Annotated in this window: 21 protein-coding genes; 13 read left to right on the forward strand and 8 right to left on the reverse strand. The window is 36.8% G+C overall.

Going from position 1 to position 16,497, the window contains the following annotated elements:
- Positions 1-9 precede the first annotated feature (9 nt).
- From AR334_RS08215 to AR334_RS08230, 4 genes are all read left to right on the forward strand, one after another.
- Positions 10-1,503, forward strand: a complete 1,494-nt coding sequence (locus tag AR334_RS08215) for an ABC transporter permease (RefSeq protein ID WP_066307941.1) — start codon at positions 10-12, stop codon at positions 1,501-1,503.
- 55 nt (positions 1,504-1,558) lie between these two features.
- The gene (locus tag AR334_RS08220) at positions 1,559-3,352 is read left to right on the forward strand and encodes an ABC transporter substrate-binding protein (protein WP_066307944.1); all 1,794 of its coding nucleotides are present in this window, start codon (positions 1,559-1,561) and stop codon (positions 3,350-3,352) included.
- A gap of 183 nt (positions 3,353-3,535) precedes the next feature.
- Positions 3,536-4,054, forward strand: coding sequence for a GNAT family N-acetyltransferase (locus AR334_RS08225; protein WP_066307950.1), 519 nt, complete (start codon positions 3,536-3,538; stop codon positions 4,052-4,054).
- 160 nt (positions 4,055-4,214) lie between these two features.
- Positions 4,215-4,595, forward strand: coding sequence for a PaaI family thioesterase (locus AR334_RS08230; protein WP_066307952.1), 381 nt, complete (start codon positions 4,215-4,217; stop codon positions 4,593-4,595).
- Positions 4,596-4,680: 85 nt separating this feature from the next.
- Here the strand turns inward: AR334_RS08230 and AR334_RS08235 are convergent, their stop codons facing one another.
- On the reverse strand, positions 4,681-5,487 hold the full coding sequence (locus tag AR334_RS08235) for a LysR family transcriptional regulator (RefSeq protein ID WP_066307958.1): 807 nt from the start codon (positions 5,485-5,487) through the stop codon (positions 4,681-4,683).
- A gap of 110 nt (positions 5,488-5,597) precedes the next feature.
- Between AR334_RS08235 and AR334_RS08240 the strand changes: the two genes are divergently transcribed.
- Both AR334_RS08240 and AR334_RS08245 read left to right on the forward strand, forming a co-directional pair.
- Positions 5,598-6,833: a cysteine desulfurase gene (locus tag AR334_RS08240; protein WP_066307961.1), complete on the forward strand. Its 1,236-nt coding sequence runs from the start codon at positions 5,598-5,600 to the stop codon at positions 6,831-6,833.
- Between the two features lie 140 nt (positions 6,834-6,973).
- Positions 6,974-7,741 (forward strand): SDR family oxidoreductase, encoded by a 768-nt coding sequence (locus AR334_RS08245; RefSeq protein ID WP_066307964.1) that lies wholly within the window; start codon positions 6,974-6,976, stop codon positions 7,739-7,741.
- Between the two features lie 235 nt (positions 7,742-7,976).
- Here AR334_RS08245 and AR334_RS30315 read toward each other — a convergent pair whose 3' ends face one another.
- Entirely contained in the window at positions 7,977-8,207 is a 231-nt protein-coding gene (locus AR334_RS30315; protein ID WP_066307966.1) for a hypothetical protein, read from the reverse strand.
- A gap of 386 nt (positions 8,208-8,593) precedes the next feature.
- On the opposite strand from AR334_RS30315, the gene AR334_RS08255 reads away from it, so the two are divergent.
- From AR334_RS08255 to AR334_RS08275, 5 genes are all read left to right on the forward strand, one after another.
- The gene (locus AR334_RS08255; RefSeq protein ID WP_066309313.1) at positions 8,594-9,382 is read left to right on the forward strand and encodes a hypothetical protein; all 789 of its coding nucleotides are present in this window, start codon (positions 8,594-8,596) and stop codon (positions 9,380-9,382) included.
- Between the two features lie 5 nt (positions 9,383-9,387).
- Positions 9,388-9,846: a hypothetical protein gene (locus AR334_RS08260; RefSeq protein ID WP_066309312.1), complete on the forward strand. Its 459-nt coding sequence runs from the start codon at positions 9,388-9,390 to the stop codon at positions 9,844-9,846.
- Positions 9,847-9,950: 104 nt separating this feature from the next.
- Positions 9,951-10,748 (forward strand): HAD family hydrolase, encoded by a 798-nt coding sequence (locus AR334_RS08265; protein ID WP_066307972.1) that lies wholly within the window; start codon positions 9,951-9,953, stop codon positions 10,746-10,748.
- 151 nt (positions 10,749-10,899) lie between these two features.
- Complete coding sequence (locus AR334_RS08270) at positions 10,900-11,376, forward strand: CarD family transcriptional regulator (protein WP_172799184.1); 477 nt, start codon at positions 10,900-10,902, stop codon at positions 11,374-11,376.
- 187 nt (positions 11,377-11,563) lie between these two features.
- A complete protein-coding gene (locus tag AR334_RS08275) occupies positions 11,564-11,764 on the forward strand; it encodes a cold-shock protein (RefSeq protein ID WP_066307977.1) in 201 nt (66 codons plus the stop codon).
- Positions 11,765-11,866: 102 nt separating this feature from the next.
- Here AR334_RS08275 and AR334_RS08280 read toward each other — a convergent pair whose 3' ends face one another.
- Positions 11,867-12,295 carry an Rrf2 family transcriptional regulator gene (locus AR334_RS08280; RefSeq protein ID WP_066307988.1) on the reverse strand — a complete coding sequence of 143 codons (429 nt, stop codon included), beginning with the start codon at positions 12,293-12,295 and terminating at the stop codon, positions 11,867-11,869.
- Positions 12,296-12,499: 204 nt separating this feature from the next.
- Between AR334_RS08280 and AR334_RS08285 the strand changes: the two genes are divergently transcribed.
- Positions 12,500-13,138 (forward strand): NAD(P)-dependent oxidoreductase, encoded by a 639-nt coding sequence (locus tag AR334_RS08285; protein ID WP_066307990.1) that lies wholly within the window; start codon positions 12,500-12,502, stop codon positions 13,136-13,138.
- A 58-nt stretch (positions 13,139-13,196) separates the two neighbouring features.
- Here the strand turns inward: AR334_RS08285 and AR334_RS08290 are convergent, their stop codons facing one another.
- Positions 13,197-13,436, reverse strand: a complete 240-nt coding sequence (locus AR334_RS08290; RefSeq protein ID WP_066309319.1) for a hypothetical protein — start codon at positions 13,434-13,436, stop codon at positions 13,197-13,199.
- A 275-nt stretch (positions 13,437-13,711) separates the two neighbouring features.
- Between AR334_RS08290 and AR334_RS08295 the strand changes: the two genes are divergently transcribed.
- The gene (locus AR334_RS08295; protein ID WP_253701224.1) at positions 13,712-14,116 is read left to right on the forward strand and encodes a hypothetical protein; all 405 of its coding nucleotides are present in this window, start codon (positions 13,712-13,714) and stop codon (positions 14,114-14,116) included.
- Between the two features lie 140 nt (positions 14,117-14,256).
- On the opposite strand, the gene AR334_RS29450 is transcribed toward AR334_RS08295, so the two are convergent.
- The 4 genes from AR334_RS29450 to AR334_RS08305 form a co-directional block, all read right to left on the reverse strand.
- The gene (locus AR334_RS29450; RefSeq protein WP_156431220.1) at positions 14,257-14,403 is read right to left on the reverse strand and encodes a hypothetical protein; all 147 of its coding nucleotides are present in this window, start codon (positions 14,401-14,403) and stop codon (positions 14,257-14,259) included.
- Between the two features lie 98 nt (positions 14,404-14,501).
- Complete coding sequence (locus AR334_RS08300) at positions 14,502-15,401, reverse strand: VanW family protein (RefSeq protein ID WP_066307994.1); 900 nt, start codon at positions 15,399-15,401, stop codon at positions 14,502-14,504.
- 60 nt (positions 15,402-15,461) lie between these two features.
- Positions 15,462-15,635: a hypothetical protein gene (locus AR334_RS29875; protein WP_172799185.1), complete on the reverse strand. Its 174-nt coding sequence runs from the start codon at positions 15,633-15,635 to the stop codon at positions 15,462-15,464.
- Between the two features lie 160 nt (positions 15,636-15,795).
- A complete protein-coding gene (locus AR334_RS08305; protein WP_066307997.1) occupies positions 15,796-16,419 on the reverse strand; it encodes a TetR/AcrR family transcriptional regulator in 624 nt (207 codons plus the stop codon).
- Between the last annotated feature and the right edge of the window lie 78 nt (positions 16,420-16,497).

The following is a 16,497-nucleotide window of genomic DNA, read 5'->3' on the forward strand; positions in this document are numbered from 1 at the left end:
GTGAATGGAGTGACAACACAACAGGAGTTTGCCCTAAAACAATCACAACAATATAAGAATGCAAATTTTTCAGTTTGTCTTTCGTTCGCATTAACTTTGCTCTTCCTCTTTAATGCTTATGATTTTGCACAAGGGACCTGGAGTATCGTCTGGGGGATGGTAACGGCTGCTTATTTTGTTACATCCATCCTGCAAGGGGCCATTGCCTTGCTTCTAAAAAAAGATTTATTGATCTATGGCACGATTCAGAAGCGCACAAGACTTCTGAGTGCTGTTCAACTGCTCAGTTTATTTACAGGGAATCTTTTTACGGCGGCATTTGCCTTTCGCATGTTGAAAAAGAAGAATTCGATTGAGTATACCCTTGCTTACTATATGTTCATGACACAATTTCTGGTTTTCGCGATTTCCCTGTTCAATTTGTTTAAACCATATGTGTCAAATCTTTTTATGCCAACGATGATCCTGCTTATCTTGGCAATGGTGATTGAACTCATTTTGGTCATCATCCTAGCGAAAGCGGATGTGGAACAGGGCGTGAAGCCATTATTGAAATGGCTGGGCGTTGTCGCATTTTTGATTGGCTTAACCGGGAATTTCTTCGGTTTAATCTTAGGCTATAGCCTAGTGATGAAATCAATCAGCACTGATGTTTCGACCATTGATAAATGGAATAAATTCTGGATAAGCATGACGAACAACTTTACGGCCATGCTGGGATTTTTATTCGTGTTTTTAATGTTGGCGATTTCAATCGCCAGCTACGGAACCTTTGTCAGTTCCTTTGCGACAGAAAACGACTATGGTGCACTCCTTTTGGATCCAAACTTGGCACATCCCTTTGGTACCGATAATTTCGGCAGGGATGTTTTCTCCAGAATCATTTTCGGTGCACGGATCTCCTTGGTGGTAGGTTTATTGACGACCTTGATCCCACTTGTCATTGGCGGATTTTTAGGAGCCATCTCAGGCTACTATCAAAAATCGATAGATAATATCATCATGCGTTTACTTGATGTGTTATATGCCGTGCCAGGCATTTTGCTGGCGATTGCGATTATTGCGGCATTTGGATCGAGTACTTTTAACTTAATCATAGCATTAAGCGTCGGCTCGATTCCGACATATGCAAGAACGATGCGAGCGAATGTCTTGATGGTTTCCAATCTGGAATTTGTTGAGGCAGCCAAAGCATTAGGAGAAAACGAATGGAAAATTATTTTTAAACAGATTGTTCCAAATGCGTTTGCCCCGATGATTGTGAAAGCTTCGTTAACCATTGGCAGTGCCGTTATTGCTACAAGCTCCTTAAGTTTCTTAGGCTTGGGAGTGGAACCGCATATTCCGGAATGGGGAAATATTTTAAAAATCGGCAGTATGTATCTGGAAACCAATCCGCATTTAGCTATCTTCCCTGGAATCGCCATTATTCTGTTGGTCCTTTCCTTTAACTTCCTGGGGGATGGTTTACGGGATGCGTTGGATCCAAAGTTAGATTCGTAGATTTATTTTTTCAATAGATCACTTTTAAAAAAATCACAACGGAGGTTGAACAGAAATGAAGAAATTAGGTTTTCTGCTAGCAGCATTCATGTTATTTATAACAGGCTGCGTTAAAACTGAATCAGATGTAAAAGATGATGCAAAACAAGCTCCAAAAGGAAAAGCACCAACGATTGAAATTTTAGGAATGTCTACTAGCGAAGATAGTATGAACATCTTGCGAGACCAACTGACTAAAAACGGTTTTGAAGTAAAGCTAAATATCCAACCGGATTACGGCAGCTTCACAGCTCAAAAAGAAGCTGGTAACTACGATTTATCGGTAAATAGCTGGACAACTGTAACAGGTAACCCTGATTATGCCGTTCGTTCATTATTTACATCAGATGGCGACAATAGCTTATTTGCTGATAAAAAAGCGGATGAATTAGTAGAAAAAGCCGCTAAGCAATTACCTAAAGAATACCAAAAAACATACAAAGAATTAGAACAACACGTGGTTTTAGACAATGCCTACATTGTCCCAATGTTCACATCCTATAAAGCTCAAGCGGTGAACAACCAAGTAGTGAATGAATCAACTGTCCGCTTGCCAAAATCAAGGGCCCAAGTTTGGGAAAAATACGACTTCGTGGACACATCTAAACGCGCTACCCAGCCGTTGATCGTTCATCAGCAGATTGCTTCTTTAACATCTCTAGACCCGATTAAAGGGAATGACGGTTCTATCAACACGTTAAATACAAACATGTATGTACGTTTGGTAAACCTAACTGACGATGATAAAGTTGTATCTGATGGTTCACTTTCTTTAAATCACGCGATTGCTGAAGGAAGCAAAGACTACTACTTCTTATTGCGCGATGATATTCATTTCGCGGCAGTTAACAACAAAAAAGCGGTAGATACGGGTGAACGTGTTGGGGCAGAGGATGTTGTCTTTTCTCTGAACCGTGCAAAGGATTCAAAATCTGTTCCGGACCATCGTACCTACAGTCTTCATGAAAATATGGACTCCATCTCCATCGTTAACGATTTAAGCGAGCTTGATGGAAAAACAGCAGATGGCAAAACCATCCGTAAAGCATTAGAAGCGGGCATTAATGGAGAAATTAAGCAATTAGTTACCGACAAAACGCAAGCAAATAACGATTCTAGTGCGTACCAAGTCGTGAAAATCACAACTGTGAATCCATTCCCGCAGGTATTGAACTATCTGGCTCACCAATCTGCCGGTATTGTTTCGAAAAAACAAGTCGAAAGCATCAATACCTATGATGTAGCAAACTTTGATATCAACAAAGATGTGCCATATGGCGATCAAAGAACGATAACAGAAGGTGCAAGCTACAACAATCACCTTTATGCTAGCGGTCCATATATCTTAACTTATAAAAATGATTATGAAGCCCATTTTGTAAAAAATCCTGCTTACATGCCGGGTACTGAATATGAAGCAAAAGTAAATGAAATTGTTGTGAAATTCATCCAAGATGCAGACAGTGCTTTATCTACACTCCGGAACGGCGAAATTCATATCTTTAATGGTGTGCCGGAAACCAAATATAATCTAGTAAAAGAAGATAAAAAATTAACGCTGCAACAAAACAAGAGTAACGGGGTTTCCTACCTTGCCTTCAACATGAATGGACGCGAAGTTTCTAAGAGCGTGGCATTACGTAAAGCCATTCTTTACTCTGTAAACCAAGATGAATTCATTAGCTTCTACCAAGGAAACAAAATGAAGGCTGTTTCGACGGTAAGTCCTTTAGTTGACACTGGTTTAAAAGTGGTGGCAGACAGTAAAAAAGCGAAAGAATTCCTAAATGAATATTTGAGCAAAAAATAATTGATTTATTAGCCGGAAATATGCATGCTTTTAATGGTGCATATTTTTGGCTTTTTTTATTTAACAGTATTGGCTACCCGAATCGGAAGGGTGATACTATTTGGGTAGCCAATCAAGGCGATTGGCGACATAATAAAGGAAACAAAAGAAATTATTGATGATAGTAGGGAGCTGCATATTTCCATGACAATACAAATAAACCAGTGTAACCTTGAGGATTTGCGTACACTTCAAGAAATAAGTATTGAAACATTTAATGAGACATTTAAAGAACAGAATTCACCTGAAAATATGGCTGCTTATTTGGAAAGGGCATTTAACTTAAACCAATTAGAAAAAGAATTATCCAATAGTTCATCGCAATTCTTTTTTGTTTATTTTAACAATGAACTCGCAGGCTATATAAAGGTCAATATAGATGATGCCCAGTCCGAAGAAATGGGCGATGAATCACTTGAAGTAGAGAGGATTTACATAAAGAGCAAATTTCAAAAACATGGGCTTGGTAAAGTTCTGCTAAATAAAGCGATAGAAATGGCGACGGAACGCAATAAAAAGAAAATCTGGCTAGGCGTATGGGAAAAAAATGAAAATGCTCTTGCTTTTTATAAGAGATTGGGATTTGTTCAAACAGGAGCTCACTCTTTTTTTATGGGGGATGAAGAACAAACGGACTTTATCATGACCAAAATACTCAATTAAGCTTTTAAAAGGGCAGATACGAATGGCTGTCGGACCCCCTGCAAATATAATATCATTTTAGTATAATAATTCGTCATACAAGACAGAATGTTCAGTCTAAATAGGGTAATTATGTTAAAATGAAACATACAAAATCTAGCATATATAAGAGGTGTATGACATGTTTATTAAACAGCCATTTGACGAGTTTTTAGGATTAAAATACAACAAGCTTGATGATCATAATTTGCAAATTATCTTGCCCGTTCAGGATCTGTTCATTAATAGTGCAGGGGTTATACATGGCGGGATTATTTCATCATTGGCTGATGTAGCCGTTTCAAACCTGTTGCCAGCGGATGAAGACGGTGTACAACAAGCTGTAACAGTTGATTTAAATGTTTCTTTCTTGAAACCCGCAACTGGAACATACTTGATGGCAAATGCCAAAATTGAAAAACTGGGAAGAACGTTAATTCACACGGAGTGTTCGATTTATAACGATAAACAAGAAATGGTAGCTAAATCTAAAGCAATCTTATTTCGCACAAACCTCAAATAAGCCCTAGTTCCATAAGGAGCTGGGCTATTTTTTTGAAAACAAAAAGCACTGAAACTACAGTGCAAATTGGTATACATTTTCATATTTAATTTTCAGTTAAATGGTTCAAAAAAAACCATACACTTTTAGAAAGACGTTCCGCTGGGCGTGTTATCACATTGGTTATCATGGAGTTTGCTTCATATCCATCCCAGTACTTTAATTTCCCGCAAGAAAGCTCCAACTCCACCGCAGATTTTAAGACTACGCCATATCCCATTCCTTGGATTACAAACTGCTTTACTGCCTCCGTTGAAAACAGTATCTTTGTCTCCAGCTCATCTATTAAAAAAGGAATGTCAGAAGAAATAAATATAGTTTTTGAATGAATCGGAAATGGAGGCTGTACCCCTATTAATTGATCATCAGAGATTTTCCGTATTCTTAGTGAAAAATGATCCTCTGGAGGTGTTAAGGTGATCCCGATATCAATATTCCCGGTTTTAACTAAACCTTCAATGTCCTGATCTTCTCTTATTTCCAAATCGACAGTGATATTGGTATGACTTTGATTAAAGGAAAGGATCATTTTGGGTAATAAATAGGTCCCTAATACTTGCGAAGTACCGACAACAATTCTTCCCCGGCTGCCTTGCTGAAACTCCTCCATGGCTCGATATACTTGCTCCTCTAAAGATAGAATCGTTTCTGCATATTCCAGTAAGGTCAAACCAGCGTCTGTTGCTGCTATATTTCTTCCAACCACTGTATATAAGTGGACGCCTACATCCTGTTCAAGCCGTTTTAGCATCATCGAGATCGCTGGTTGGCTCACATGGATTTCTTTTGCAACCTGGCTAATATTCCCTGTTTCCATGACTCTTTTAAAAACAGATAAATGATGGGTATTCATAAAATCTCACACCTATAACACTTTAGTTATACTATTATAAGAACAATTATATTTGTATTATACTCTTTTCGCTGTCAAAATAAAATTATTGAGTGAAAGGAGCATAAAAGATGAACCTAAAAGAAATAAAAACTCATTTCCCGATTTTGAATCAGTCCGTTAATGGACACCGTTTAGTCTATTTAGATAACGCTGCCACCTCACAAAAGCCCAAGGTGGTAATTGATGCACTGGCAACCTACTATCGAACTTACAATGCAAATCCACACAGAGGGGTCCATACTTTAGGCGTGAAGGCAACAGATGCATACGAAGATGCAAGGGAAAAAGTGAAAACGTTTATAAACGCAAAGAAAACGGAAGAAATTATTTTTACACGAGGAACGACTTCTTCGTTAAATTTGGTGGCTCAAAGTTATGTCAGGGAATTTCTCAAAGAGGGCGATGAAATTTTAATTACCGAGATGGAGCATCATAGCAATCTGATCCCATGGCAGCAGGCCGCAAAAAAAATCGGGGCGGTATTAAAGTACATTCCTTTGTCATCAGATGGAACGGTCGATTTGAACAATGTGAAGAAATCAATCACCGCTAAAACAAAATTTATTTCAATTACACATGTTTCAAATGTATTAGGAACCATTAATCCGATAAAAGAACTCGCCAAGCTGGCCCATCAACAAGGCGCAGTCATTTGCATCGATGCCGCCCAAAGTGTTTCCCATCTTGGGGTAGATGTTCAAGATCTTAATTGTGATTTCCTGGCGTTTTCTGGCCACAAAATGATGGGTCCAACTGGAATTGGCGTGTTATATGGCAAAAAAGAATTATTAGAAAATATGCCTCCGGTTGAATTTGGGGGAGAAATGATTGATTTTGTCGGGTTGTATGACTCTACTTGGAAAGAGGTTCCTTGGAAGTTTGAAGGTGGCACACCAATCGTAGCGGGAGCTATCGGTCTTGGGGCTGCCATCGATTTTTTGGGGCAAATTGGACTGGAAAAAATTCGTCTTCACGAGAGAACACTAACCAGCTACGCGTTGGAACAACTGTCCACCATTGAAGGGATTTCCATCTATGGGCCAAAAGATCCTGAACAAAGAGGTGGATTGATTACATTCAATGTTGATCATGTTCACCCTCATGATTTGGCAACCGTTTTGGATTCAGAGGGAATTGCCATTCGCGCTGGACACCACTGCTGCCAGCCATTAATGAAGTGGTTAAATGTATCCGCAACAGCTCGTGCTAGTTTCTATCTCTACAACACGGAGGAAGACATTGATTTACTTATTAATGGGATAAAAACAGCAAAAGCATATTTTGAAGAGGCATTTGTACTGTAATACAGCAACAATTCTAAAATCTTTTTATAAAAGTTCACGAAATCTAAATATTTAACGCTTGCCAGCAGCATTTGTCCATAGGGAAAAAGTCTTATAATGAAGGTAATCGATTTTTTCATGGAAATGGAGTTGGCAGGCACATGAAGCATGTTGTCATTACTGGGAGCACTAGAGGAATTGGCTACGGACTGGCTCGGGAATTTTTATTGGCAGGATGTCGGGTCATGATCAATGGACAATCACAGAAAAGTGTTGATACTGCATTGCAAAGTCTAAAAGAAATTAAGTCAGGTACAGTGGAAGGGTTTGCAGGAACGGCCGCCAAACGGGACGACTTGGAGCAATTATGGAATTACGCCGAGCAAAAGTTCCGTACCATTGATATTTGGATTAATAATGCCGGCATTGACCAGGAGCGGAAGTACTTTTGGGAATTGGATAAAGAGGCGTACGATCAGGTTATTCAAACGAACCTTAAAGGTGTCATGAATGGCTGCCATGTGGCTTTTAACCATATGTTAAAACAAGGCTACGGACAGATTTTTAACATGGAGGGCTATGGCAGCAATGGCATGATGAGCGAAAAGATGACGTTGTATGGAACGTCAAAAAGTGCCGTCAGCTATTTTACCCGCTCTTTGGCAATCGAGGCCAAGCAGACAAATATCAAGGTCGGTACGCTGAGTCCCGGGATGGTCGCCACAGATTTTTTACGAAAATCGCTTGACGACCACAACCGGAAAATTTTTAACATTTTGGGTGACAAGGTAGAACCGGTAACCAAATTCCTTGCAGAGAAAGTGCTCGAAAACCAGGACAATGATGCAAAAATTCAATGGTTGACCAAACCAAAAGTAATGTGGCGGTTTGCTAGCTCGATGTTTACTAAGCGGGATATTTTTAATTAATGTTATTTTTGTTATAGTATCACAAAACCTTAGATATATTTCTAACGGGTATACTTGTGAGGTGCAAAATTTTATATCGCAGACCTAATCACAAAGCAAATAACATAAATTTCACAACGCAAATAACAGTATATTTCGCAATCAATAAGGCTTAGAGTAATTGAACTCTAAGCTTTTTTGTATTATCTTATTAAACATAAGTACCCGTTTGTTGAAGTACATTTGAAACCAACAGTTATCCAAAGTGATTATGAAACCACCAAACAATAAGAATCATACTCACTATTCCCCAAGCTGTGGTACTCACTATCCACCAAATTATGGATTTTGATTTTTTTGAACTTTCCTCGTCTTCTATATTTGCTGTTATAAAAGCGAGCTTACTTTCCATACCTTTTTTCATAGAAGTGAGAACAACAAATCCGATTATTATGAAACCAATAGTTATCCAGAGTAATAAGTCCACCTTTATACCTCACTTTTTTTTGTGAATTACTTTCCTTTCAATCTTCTTTATTCAATTATCCTGCCTTCGTTAGCGTAAGAACATCATTTCACAAACTTTCCAGTATCCATAATATCATTTTAACATAAATATCCAATAACCTTTGTTTTTACAACGTAAATCACTTACTAAATCACAAAGAATTCACACACCCTCCAATAATTATTTCATATACTGTGAATTCCTATGTGAATTCAAGTGCGTTTTTCTATGTGTTTTACTACGTTTGCACCTCTGAAGTAAACCCGTTAATATATTTCTAAGGTTTTTTTGTTTCAATCCTATAGTCGAATAAATGTATCCTAAATTTGGAAACCTACTATTAAATGGTTCCTGAAGGTGAATTTATGAATAGCTACACAAATGACAACACTGCCAGAAGGTATAAAGCCCATGTTAGTATTTTAGGAACTACTCAACTGCATTTGAGAAATCCTTATATTATTGCTTGGTGGTCCGCAGCGTTCCCGGGATTCGGGCACATGCTTTTATCTAAATATCTTAGAGGATATGCTTTATTTATTTGGGAAGTTGTCGTTAATCTGAATGCACATGTTAATTCTGCTATGATTTATTCCTTTCAAGGGAAAATTGACATGGCAAAAGAAGTGTTAGATACAAGGTGGCTTCTTATGTATATTCCTGTTTACCTTTTTGCTATTTGGGACAGTTATCGGACAACTGTTGATTTGAACAAGGTCAATCTTTTAGCTGAGCGAGAGGAACACCGTTTTAATACGTTCTCATTAGGAGCATTAGAGATTAACTACTTAGATACCCGAAATCCCGTCATTTCAGTCATGTGGTCTTTGTTTGTGCCTGGTCTGGGACAACTATATATACATAGGATTTTAACGGCTTTATTTGTTATCATATGGTTAGTGGTATTTTTTTACTATTCACATGTTCAAGAGGCGATCGTACTCTTGTTTTTAGGCAAAATTAAAGAAGCAACCTCGGTATTAAAACCTGAATGGCTCCTTTTTATTCCTTCACATTATGGGTTTGCTATATATGATTCTTACATTAATACGGTTGAGAATAACAAGCTTTTCGAGAAGGAACTAAGGTTCCACTTAACCAAGAATTATCAATCGGAGGGTTTCAAAATACTAAAAGGACAAAAAGTGAAGTGATCGACATGCAGGTATTTTCAACATTTGAAACCACAGGATTTTTAGAAATGGCCATTTCAACGTTAGAAAAAAGAGGAATTAAAAAGGAAAGCATATTTGCTGTTCCTTTGGATAATAGAGCAGAAGACCGTAAAATCTTTGATAATCTTCATCGCTCAGATGGAACAAGCCTGATTGATATTGGAATGGCGCTAGCCACAGCATTTTCAGTTATTGGAGCAAGTATGGGGTTTAAATTAGCCTGGGGACCAATTTATTGGGGATTGATTGGTGCCTTTGTTGGATTTGTACTTGGATTTGCGATTCGTCTTTTTATGGAATTGGTTATGAAGAAAAAGAAAAGAGTTTTAAGAGGAAAACATTCTGAAGTAATCTTAATTATTGATTGTGAAGAATCACAAGCTGAATTAGTAGAAGATATACTTTGGAGTCATTTCGCATTAGGTGTAGCAAAAGTAAAATGAATGATCAATATTTGTAGAACAAATATAAACATAAACTCTTGAAGTGTACTCTAGCAAAAGGGTATGCTTTTTTTATCTTACAAAATGAGAAAGGGAATAATAATATGAAATGTTTTTCAATAGATTTAGACGGAACGTTACTGAATTCCAACCATGAAATATCCGAAGAAAATTTCAAGGTTTTACAGGACTTGCATGAACAGGGGCATAGCATTATTATCAACACGGGCCGGGCTTTTGAAGATGTCATAAAATTTGATGCTGTGCGAAGGCTGAAACTCCCGGTTATTAGCATTAATGGTACGGTACTATATTCGAAAACAGGAGATGTCCTGTACGAAGCCTCCTTGCCCATTTCCATCTATAAAGATTTGCTGCCAATTTTAAAGGAAATCGGTGTATGGATCATGGTCTACACCAATCAGGGCGGCTTTCCATGCAGAAATCCCGAGCTTCAAGATAAAAGTCCTGAAGAAATCGCACCGATCTTCCAAAATTATGATTACGATCAAATTCTAGAAAAAGAAAATCTAAAAATTTATAAAGTTATGGCTGTATCACGAGTGGATCAGCTAGAGAAAATTGATCAAGTAAAAAAAGCCGTCGAGGGAAAATTTGATATGTCAATGGCTTCTTCGCATCCGAACAATGTGGAGTTTACCTCGACCGATGCGAATAAAGGAGTCGCTTTGCTGCGGTACCAAGAGTTGGTGAACCAAAAATTTGATGAGATTTTTGCATTTGGTGATGGTGGAAATGACCTGGACCAATTTAAAGTGGCCACTACCTCTGTAGCAATGGGTAACGCCCCTTTCTTTATTCAGCAGGAAGTAGATATGATTACGAAAACAAATGATGAAAATGGGTTTGCTTATGCAGTCCGCCACTTACTAAACATTTAACATTGATTTAGAAAATAAACAGGAAAAAATATAGTTTTTCAGAAAAGAAATATATTGACTTGATATGACAACTCGTGTTAAAATAAAAAATTTGATAAAAGCCTCTCTATATGATACGATTAAAAAGGTATTAAATTTGGAGGTGCTGTAGTTGTTTCAAATTGGCGATTTCATTGTTTATCCGATGCAGGGTGCCGGAGTGATTGAGGCTATTGAAGAAAAGGAAATCCTAGGTGAGAAACAACAGTATTATGTGATTAATATTCCTAGCAGTAAAATGGAAGTCATGGTTCCTATTGGTAAGGAAAAAAAATCACGGATTCGCTTAGTATCAGATAGTATTACGCTTGAAAAGGTATTGCATAATTTTTATTATGGGCAAACCGATACCAATCTCTCCATGAAAGAAAGGTATAAAATTAACCTAGAAAAATTTAAAACGGGCGATATTCAAGAATGTGCTGAAGTGGTGCGGGACCTAATGCGCATCAATAAAAAGAAGGCACTTAATCAAAGTGAAAAGCAGCTGCTGGAGAGCGCAAGGAAGATTTTCATCAGTGAATTAGGTTTTATTAAAGGGATTTCTGAAAATCAGGCTACGGATCTGTTGAACAAAAAAGTCGTTTAAGTGCAGCCCAAATAGTTATTTTAAAAAAACACTAAAGTAGGCTTGTAATTATTTTGAATAAGTGGTATTCTTAATTAGAATTATTTTTGTTCAGTGTAAAGAATAGTATAAGTTTAACTTTTCGTCTTGATACTGAGATCAAGGATAGTATTAACATGTGTGTCATACACACTAGGAGGCAACAAAAGTGGAAAAAGGTAAAGTAAAATGGTTTAATGCAGAAAAAGGCTTCGGATTCATCGAGCGCGAAGGTGGAGAAGATGTTTTCGTTCATTTCTCAGCTATCCAAGGCGAAGGTTTCAAATCTCTTGAAGAAGGCCAATCTGTGACTTTCGACGTTGAGCAAGGCCAACGTGGAGCACAAGCAGCTAACGTTCGTAAAGCATAATTACCAAATATGAAAGACATACTCCTTTAATGGGGTATGTCTTTTTTAATTTTTGCATAAATCAAAAGAAGAATATCTTTTACTAATTACTTACATTTAGGTTCATTTCTCTTTTTCAATAACATCCTTTACTACATCTTCAATGGTTACATTCTCGAGGACCTTCTCCATTGCAGTCTGGGCACTTAAAAAGAGTGGTTCAATTGTATGTTGAATATTCCTTCCGACAGTACAATCAGGGTTCGGATTTTCGTGAATGGTAAACAGTTCGTTGTCCTTGACAACATTAACCGCTTTATAAACATCAAGCAATGTAATATCCGATAAATCCTTTGCGAGTTCTGCTCCTGCAATACCAGGTTGTACTATAATTAATCCTGCTTTTTTTAGCATCCCCATAATTTTTCTAATCACGGCTGGGTTCGTATTTACGCTTCGTGCTAAATATTCAGATGAACTTACTCCATCTTTATTTATTTCAATTAGAGTTAATATATGAATTCCAACGGAAAATCTGCTGCTAATGGACATCTTCAGGCACCTTCCTTATTTATTGGAGAAAAAAATTTAGTGTGTTCATCTGTAATTCATTCGATTACAAGTATATTATAACTTAAAAGCTTAATCATAATAAAAATTGATATTTTTAATCTGTTGACATCCAATCAAGGTGTAACTACAATAGTTACAGGTAATCAAATTAATTACAAGTCATATTTGCAGGAGGACTAAAGAATGAAAATTGGAATTATTGGTGCAAGTGGAAAAGTAGGCGGTCTTATTTTGAAGGAAGCAGTCAGTCGGGGACATCAAGTTACGGCTATTGTAAGGGATCAGTCAAAACTTAAAGATACGAGCGCTGAGGTAATCGAAAAAAATATTTTTGATCTTACACAAGATGATGTTAAGCAGTTTGAAGTAGTTGTAAATGCTTTCGGCGCTCCACTTGGAGAAGAGCAGGCGCATGTCGATGCTGGGCATGCTTTAATCGAGGCAGTGAAAGGAACGGATACAAGAATCATCGTTGTTGGAGGAGCTGGAAGCCTTTACGTCGATGAAAATAAAACTCTTCAGCTAATTGATACGCCTGAATTTCCTGATTTTGTGAAACCAACAGCAAAAGGTCAAGGACGAAATTTGCAAGAATTACAGACAACAACTAACATCACATGGACATTTATCAGTCCCTCTGCCGTATTTAATGCGGAAGGAAAAAGAACGGGTTCTTATAAGTCAGGAAAAGATCATCTTCTTGTAAACTCAAAAGGTGAAAGTTATATCAGTTATGCGGATTATGCAATTGCCGTTTTAGATGAAATTGAAAATCCACAGCACATAAACGAACGTTTTACTGTTGTCGGTGAAGCAGAATAGATAACCAAGTTCTTTCTTAAATAAAAAAGGGCTGAGGAATTCCTCAAGCCCTTTTTTCCTAGTCGTTCTGAGAACCTTGGTTATTATTACGGTTGTTAGCGGAAGCATTGTTGTTTCCGCCAGCTTCCTCGCCCACTTGGTTACCAAGCGCGCCACCCGCTAGGCCGCCAGCTACAGTGCCAAGAGGTCCAAAAACAGAACCTAACGCAGCACCTGCCGCACCACCACCAATAGTACCTACCGCCTCACCAACACCACTGCCATTTTGATTAGTCGCATTGTTCCCAGCTTGGTTCATAGCATTGTTGTCTTCATTTCCACCAAATCGATTGCGTTCGTTATTTTCAGCCATATAATTTCACTCCCTAATTAAGATAGGAGACAAGATGCAAACCTTTTGTTAGCATCGTTCCCCAACCTATTTTGCCCAACTGAAAGAGCATTATCCACATTCCATCATAGCGGCTGAAATAAAGTAGAGTTCGATTTAAGTCACAAGTGCTTTTTGGTTGCGAGGAGTTTTGAGACTTTTCCAAATATGACTCGTCTAATTATATTAAGGGGGAGATGATCTTGAAAAATTTCAAATATTTGATTGCTTTTTTGGGGATTATTTCATTTTTTATAGTAGGTTGTTCAAACTTAATAAAAGATGAAGAACAGTATATAGATGTTGAGAAGCGTATCGGGGATGAAAATAGATATGAAGAATTCAATAAAATTACTCATAATGACCAAGTTCAAAAGGTGAGAGAGATAGTGGACAATATTGATTGGGAAAAGGCACAAGTATCTATGGTACGCCCTCCTGATTACAGGTTTGCATTTCAATATGAAAATCCGGAAATAGAAACAAAAGTTGCGTTGTATGAACTTTGGATAAGTCCAAATAACGACAAGGTAGAACTTGTAATTAATGCTGAAAGCAAATATGTTCAATTAGACAAGAACCATTCGGCAGAACTATTAAAATACTGACTGGCGAAAAATTATCCAATCTTAAATAATAATTAGAGCTCAAAAGAATGTCGGATTGAAAGCAATTCTCAGTAAGGAGAATTGCTTTATTTTGTTGTTATTCTATCCCATATCCATTTCATTTTCTCTTCTTAAGATCCTTATCTCCATTCATCCCAATATAAAAAGACATACTCTGGTTCATGTTCTTTTTTCAACTCATCAATGCTTGCTATTTTATCTGAAGTTTTCTGTTTATTCGTAGGTAAAGTATTACTAGCGTTCTGTTTTAAACCCTTCTCATCCATGATATACACCCTCCTTTTTAGCATAGTTTGTGTGTCCTGTCCCTTTTCTTATTCTTGTTTTTGCAAGGAATGTAAAAGAAAAAGCCCCAAGTATAGCTTTACTTAGGGCGATGTTGTTCATAAGGGAGGTATGGAACACTTTTAGGCGTATAAGTAATGACATCAGAGGAATATATCTCAATTAATAATCTATTCTTTAATGTTTTAGCCTGAATTAATATAGGTTGATTGTATTCATTTTTAAAGACTAAATCAGGTCCATTCCAGCTAACAGTGGCATCCCGTCTTGGGGGAACGTATGAAACCTCTTTACTATGTGAGTAACGCTTAATAACTTTTAAACCAGCATTATCGATAGCATTAAAAAGGGTAGATGATACTTGACAAATTCCACCACCTAAGTCTTCTGAAAATTCCCCTTTAATTATTACTGTAGAAGGCATATATCCTTTCACTGCTGTTCTTTCGCCAACCACTTTATTAAATGAGAATATTTCACCTGGAAAGAGTACGTAATTATTAATCGCTTTTGCAGCAAGATCGATATTATTGTTTCTTTCAATGCTTTTATTAGTAAAGGATGTTATATATTCTCCAATTTTTTTACTTCTAATATTTCCAAGCAATTCACTATCAACACTTGGATAAATTGTTTGTAATGGGATTTCCATTTCTGATGAAGTATTATTAAAATAATAAGACATAATTTTTTCTGTGAAAATTTGGCGATTCAATCGGTAACCTACTTGTTCTCGTGTGATATTTCCGGACTCATTTATTATGGCATTTTTAGGTTCTTTAGTAACTTGTTGTTCGATTTCGTCTGTAAATTTTATTAACTTTTCCGTATTAATAATGGGTAATACAGGATAATTTATCGAAAAGTTAGTACGATTTACAACTGAGATGGGGTACCCGTTATTAGTGATAACTAAATTACTTGGCATACTTACTTGCTGAGACAAAATTAATAGCCCAAAAAACAAAGTAATATTCATATGCTAAAAACCTCCATCTCATTGTAATGGTGTGAAAATCCATGTTTTAGGAAAATTGACCTATTTTCCGAATAATTTTTCTACATTAAGTGGAACGATCACCCGTCCATTTATTTGTTTATGTATTATAGGGTTTTTAAAGGGATCATAATCTTCACTACCTTGATTAAAAAATCGTGAACGTGCATATATTTCAAAACCGAGTATACTTTGAATATCTTTATTATGGGTCATTTTAACCATCTCCTTTTACCTACTTTTAAATTATTATTTATATTAGCGTTAAAAAAATTCCAATAAAATTTTTTTGTTTTTTTTTACATAGTAATAAAATAACGCGTCATGAGACTGGCTTTCATGACGCGTCTGAGAATATATTTTCTGTTAGCCTTGTTCAATAATCCTGCCCGTTTTCATGTAACTTTGAATAAATGATTTGTTTCAGTTCGGTTATGACATTGTGAAATGGAAAGAGTTCTAGAAGCATAGCGTGATGTAATGAACTGCCATCCATAACCCCCCAGAAGATGAGGGAGAGTTCCTCCGAATTTGTTTTCTTGGAAAATTCCCCATTTTTAATCCCTTCGTCAATAATCGTTTTGAATAAATCTTTATACATATTGAATCTTGAAATCATGATCGTACGCAGCTCGTCTTTCCTAGTGGAATACAGCCAGAATTCAATGTGCACTTTTGTCATATTGACATAGTCAGATGTTTTATTAACATCGCTGTATGTATTAAACAGATGTTCCAGTTTTTCGTGGGAGGTTGTGAACCTGCCCAGTTCATCCTTCAGCTTATTAATGCTTTCAGAAGTACGCTGGTTCATAAGCTCTATATAGATTTCATCTTTACTACTAAAGTAATTATATATAGCACCCTTACTTATGTTAGAGTGTTTTACAATATCCTCCATTGTAGCAACTTGAAATCCTTTTTCGGCAAAACATTCAAAGGCACTTTTCAGTATTAAGGCTTTTTTATTTTTTTTATAGTCATCAGACACTACTGGCATAGTCCTGCTCCTCATATAGATAAATTTGATTAAATGGTTCTGAATACTTCCTTGTACTTATCATCAATCTGCAAAAAA

Source organism: Bacillus sp. FJAT-29814 (assembly GCF_001510715.1).
Classification (GTDB): domain Bacteria; phylum Bacillota; class Bacilli; order Bacillales; family Cytobacillaceae; genus Neobacillus.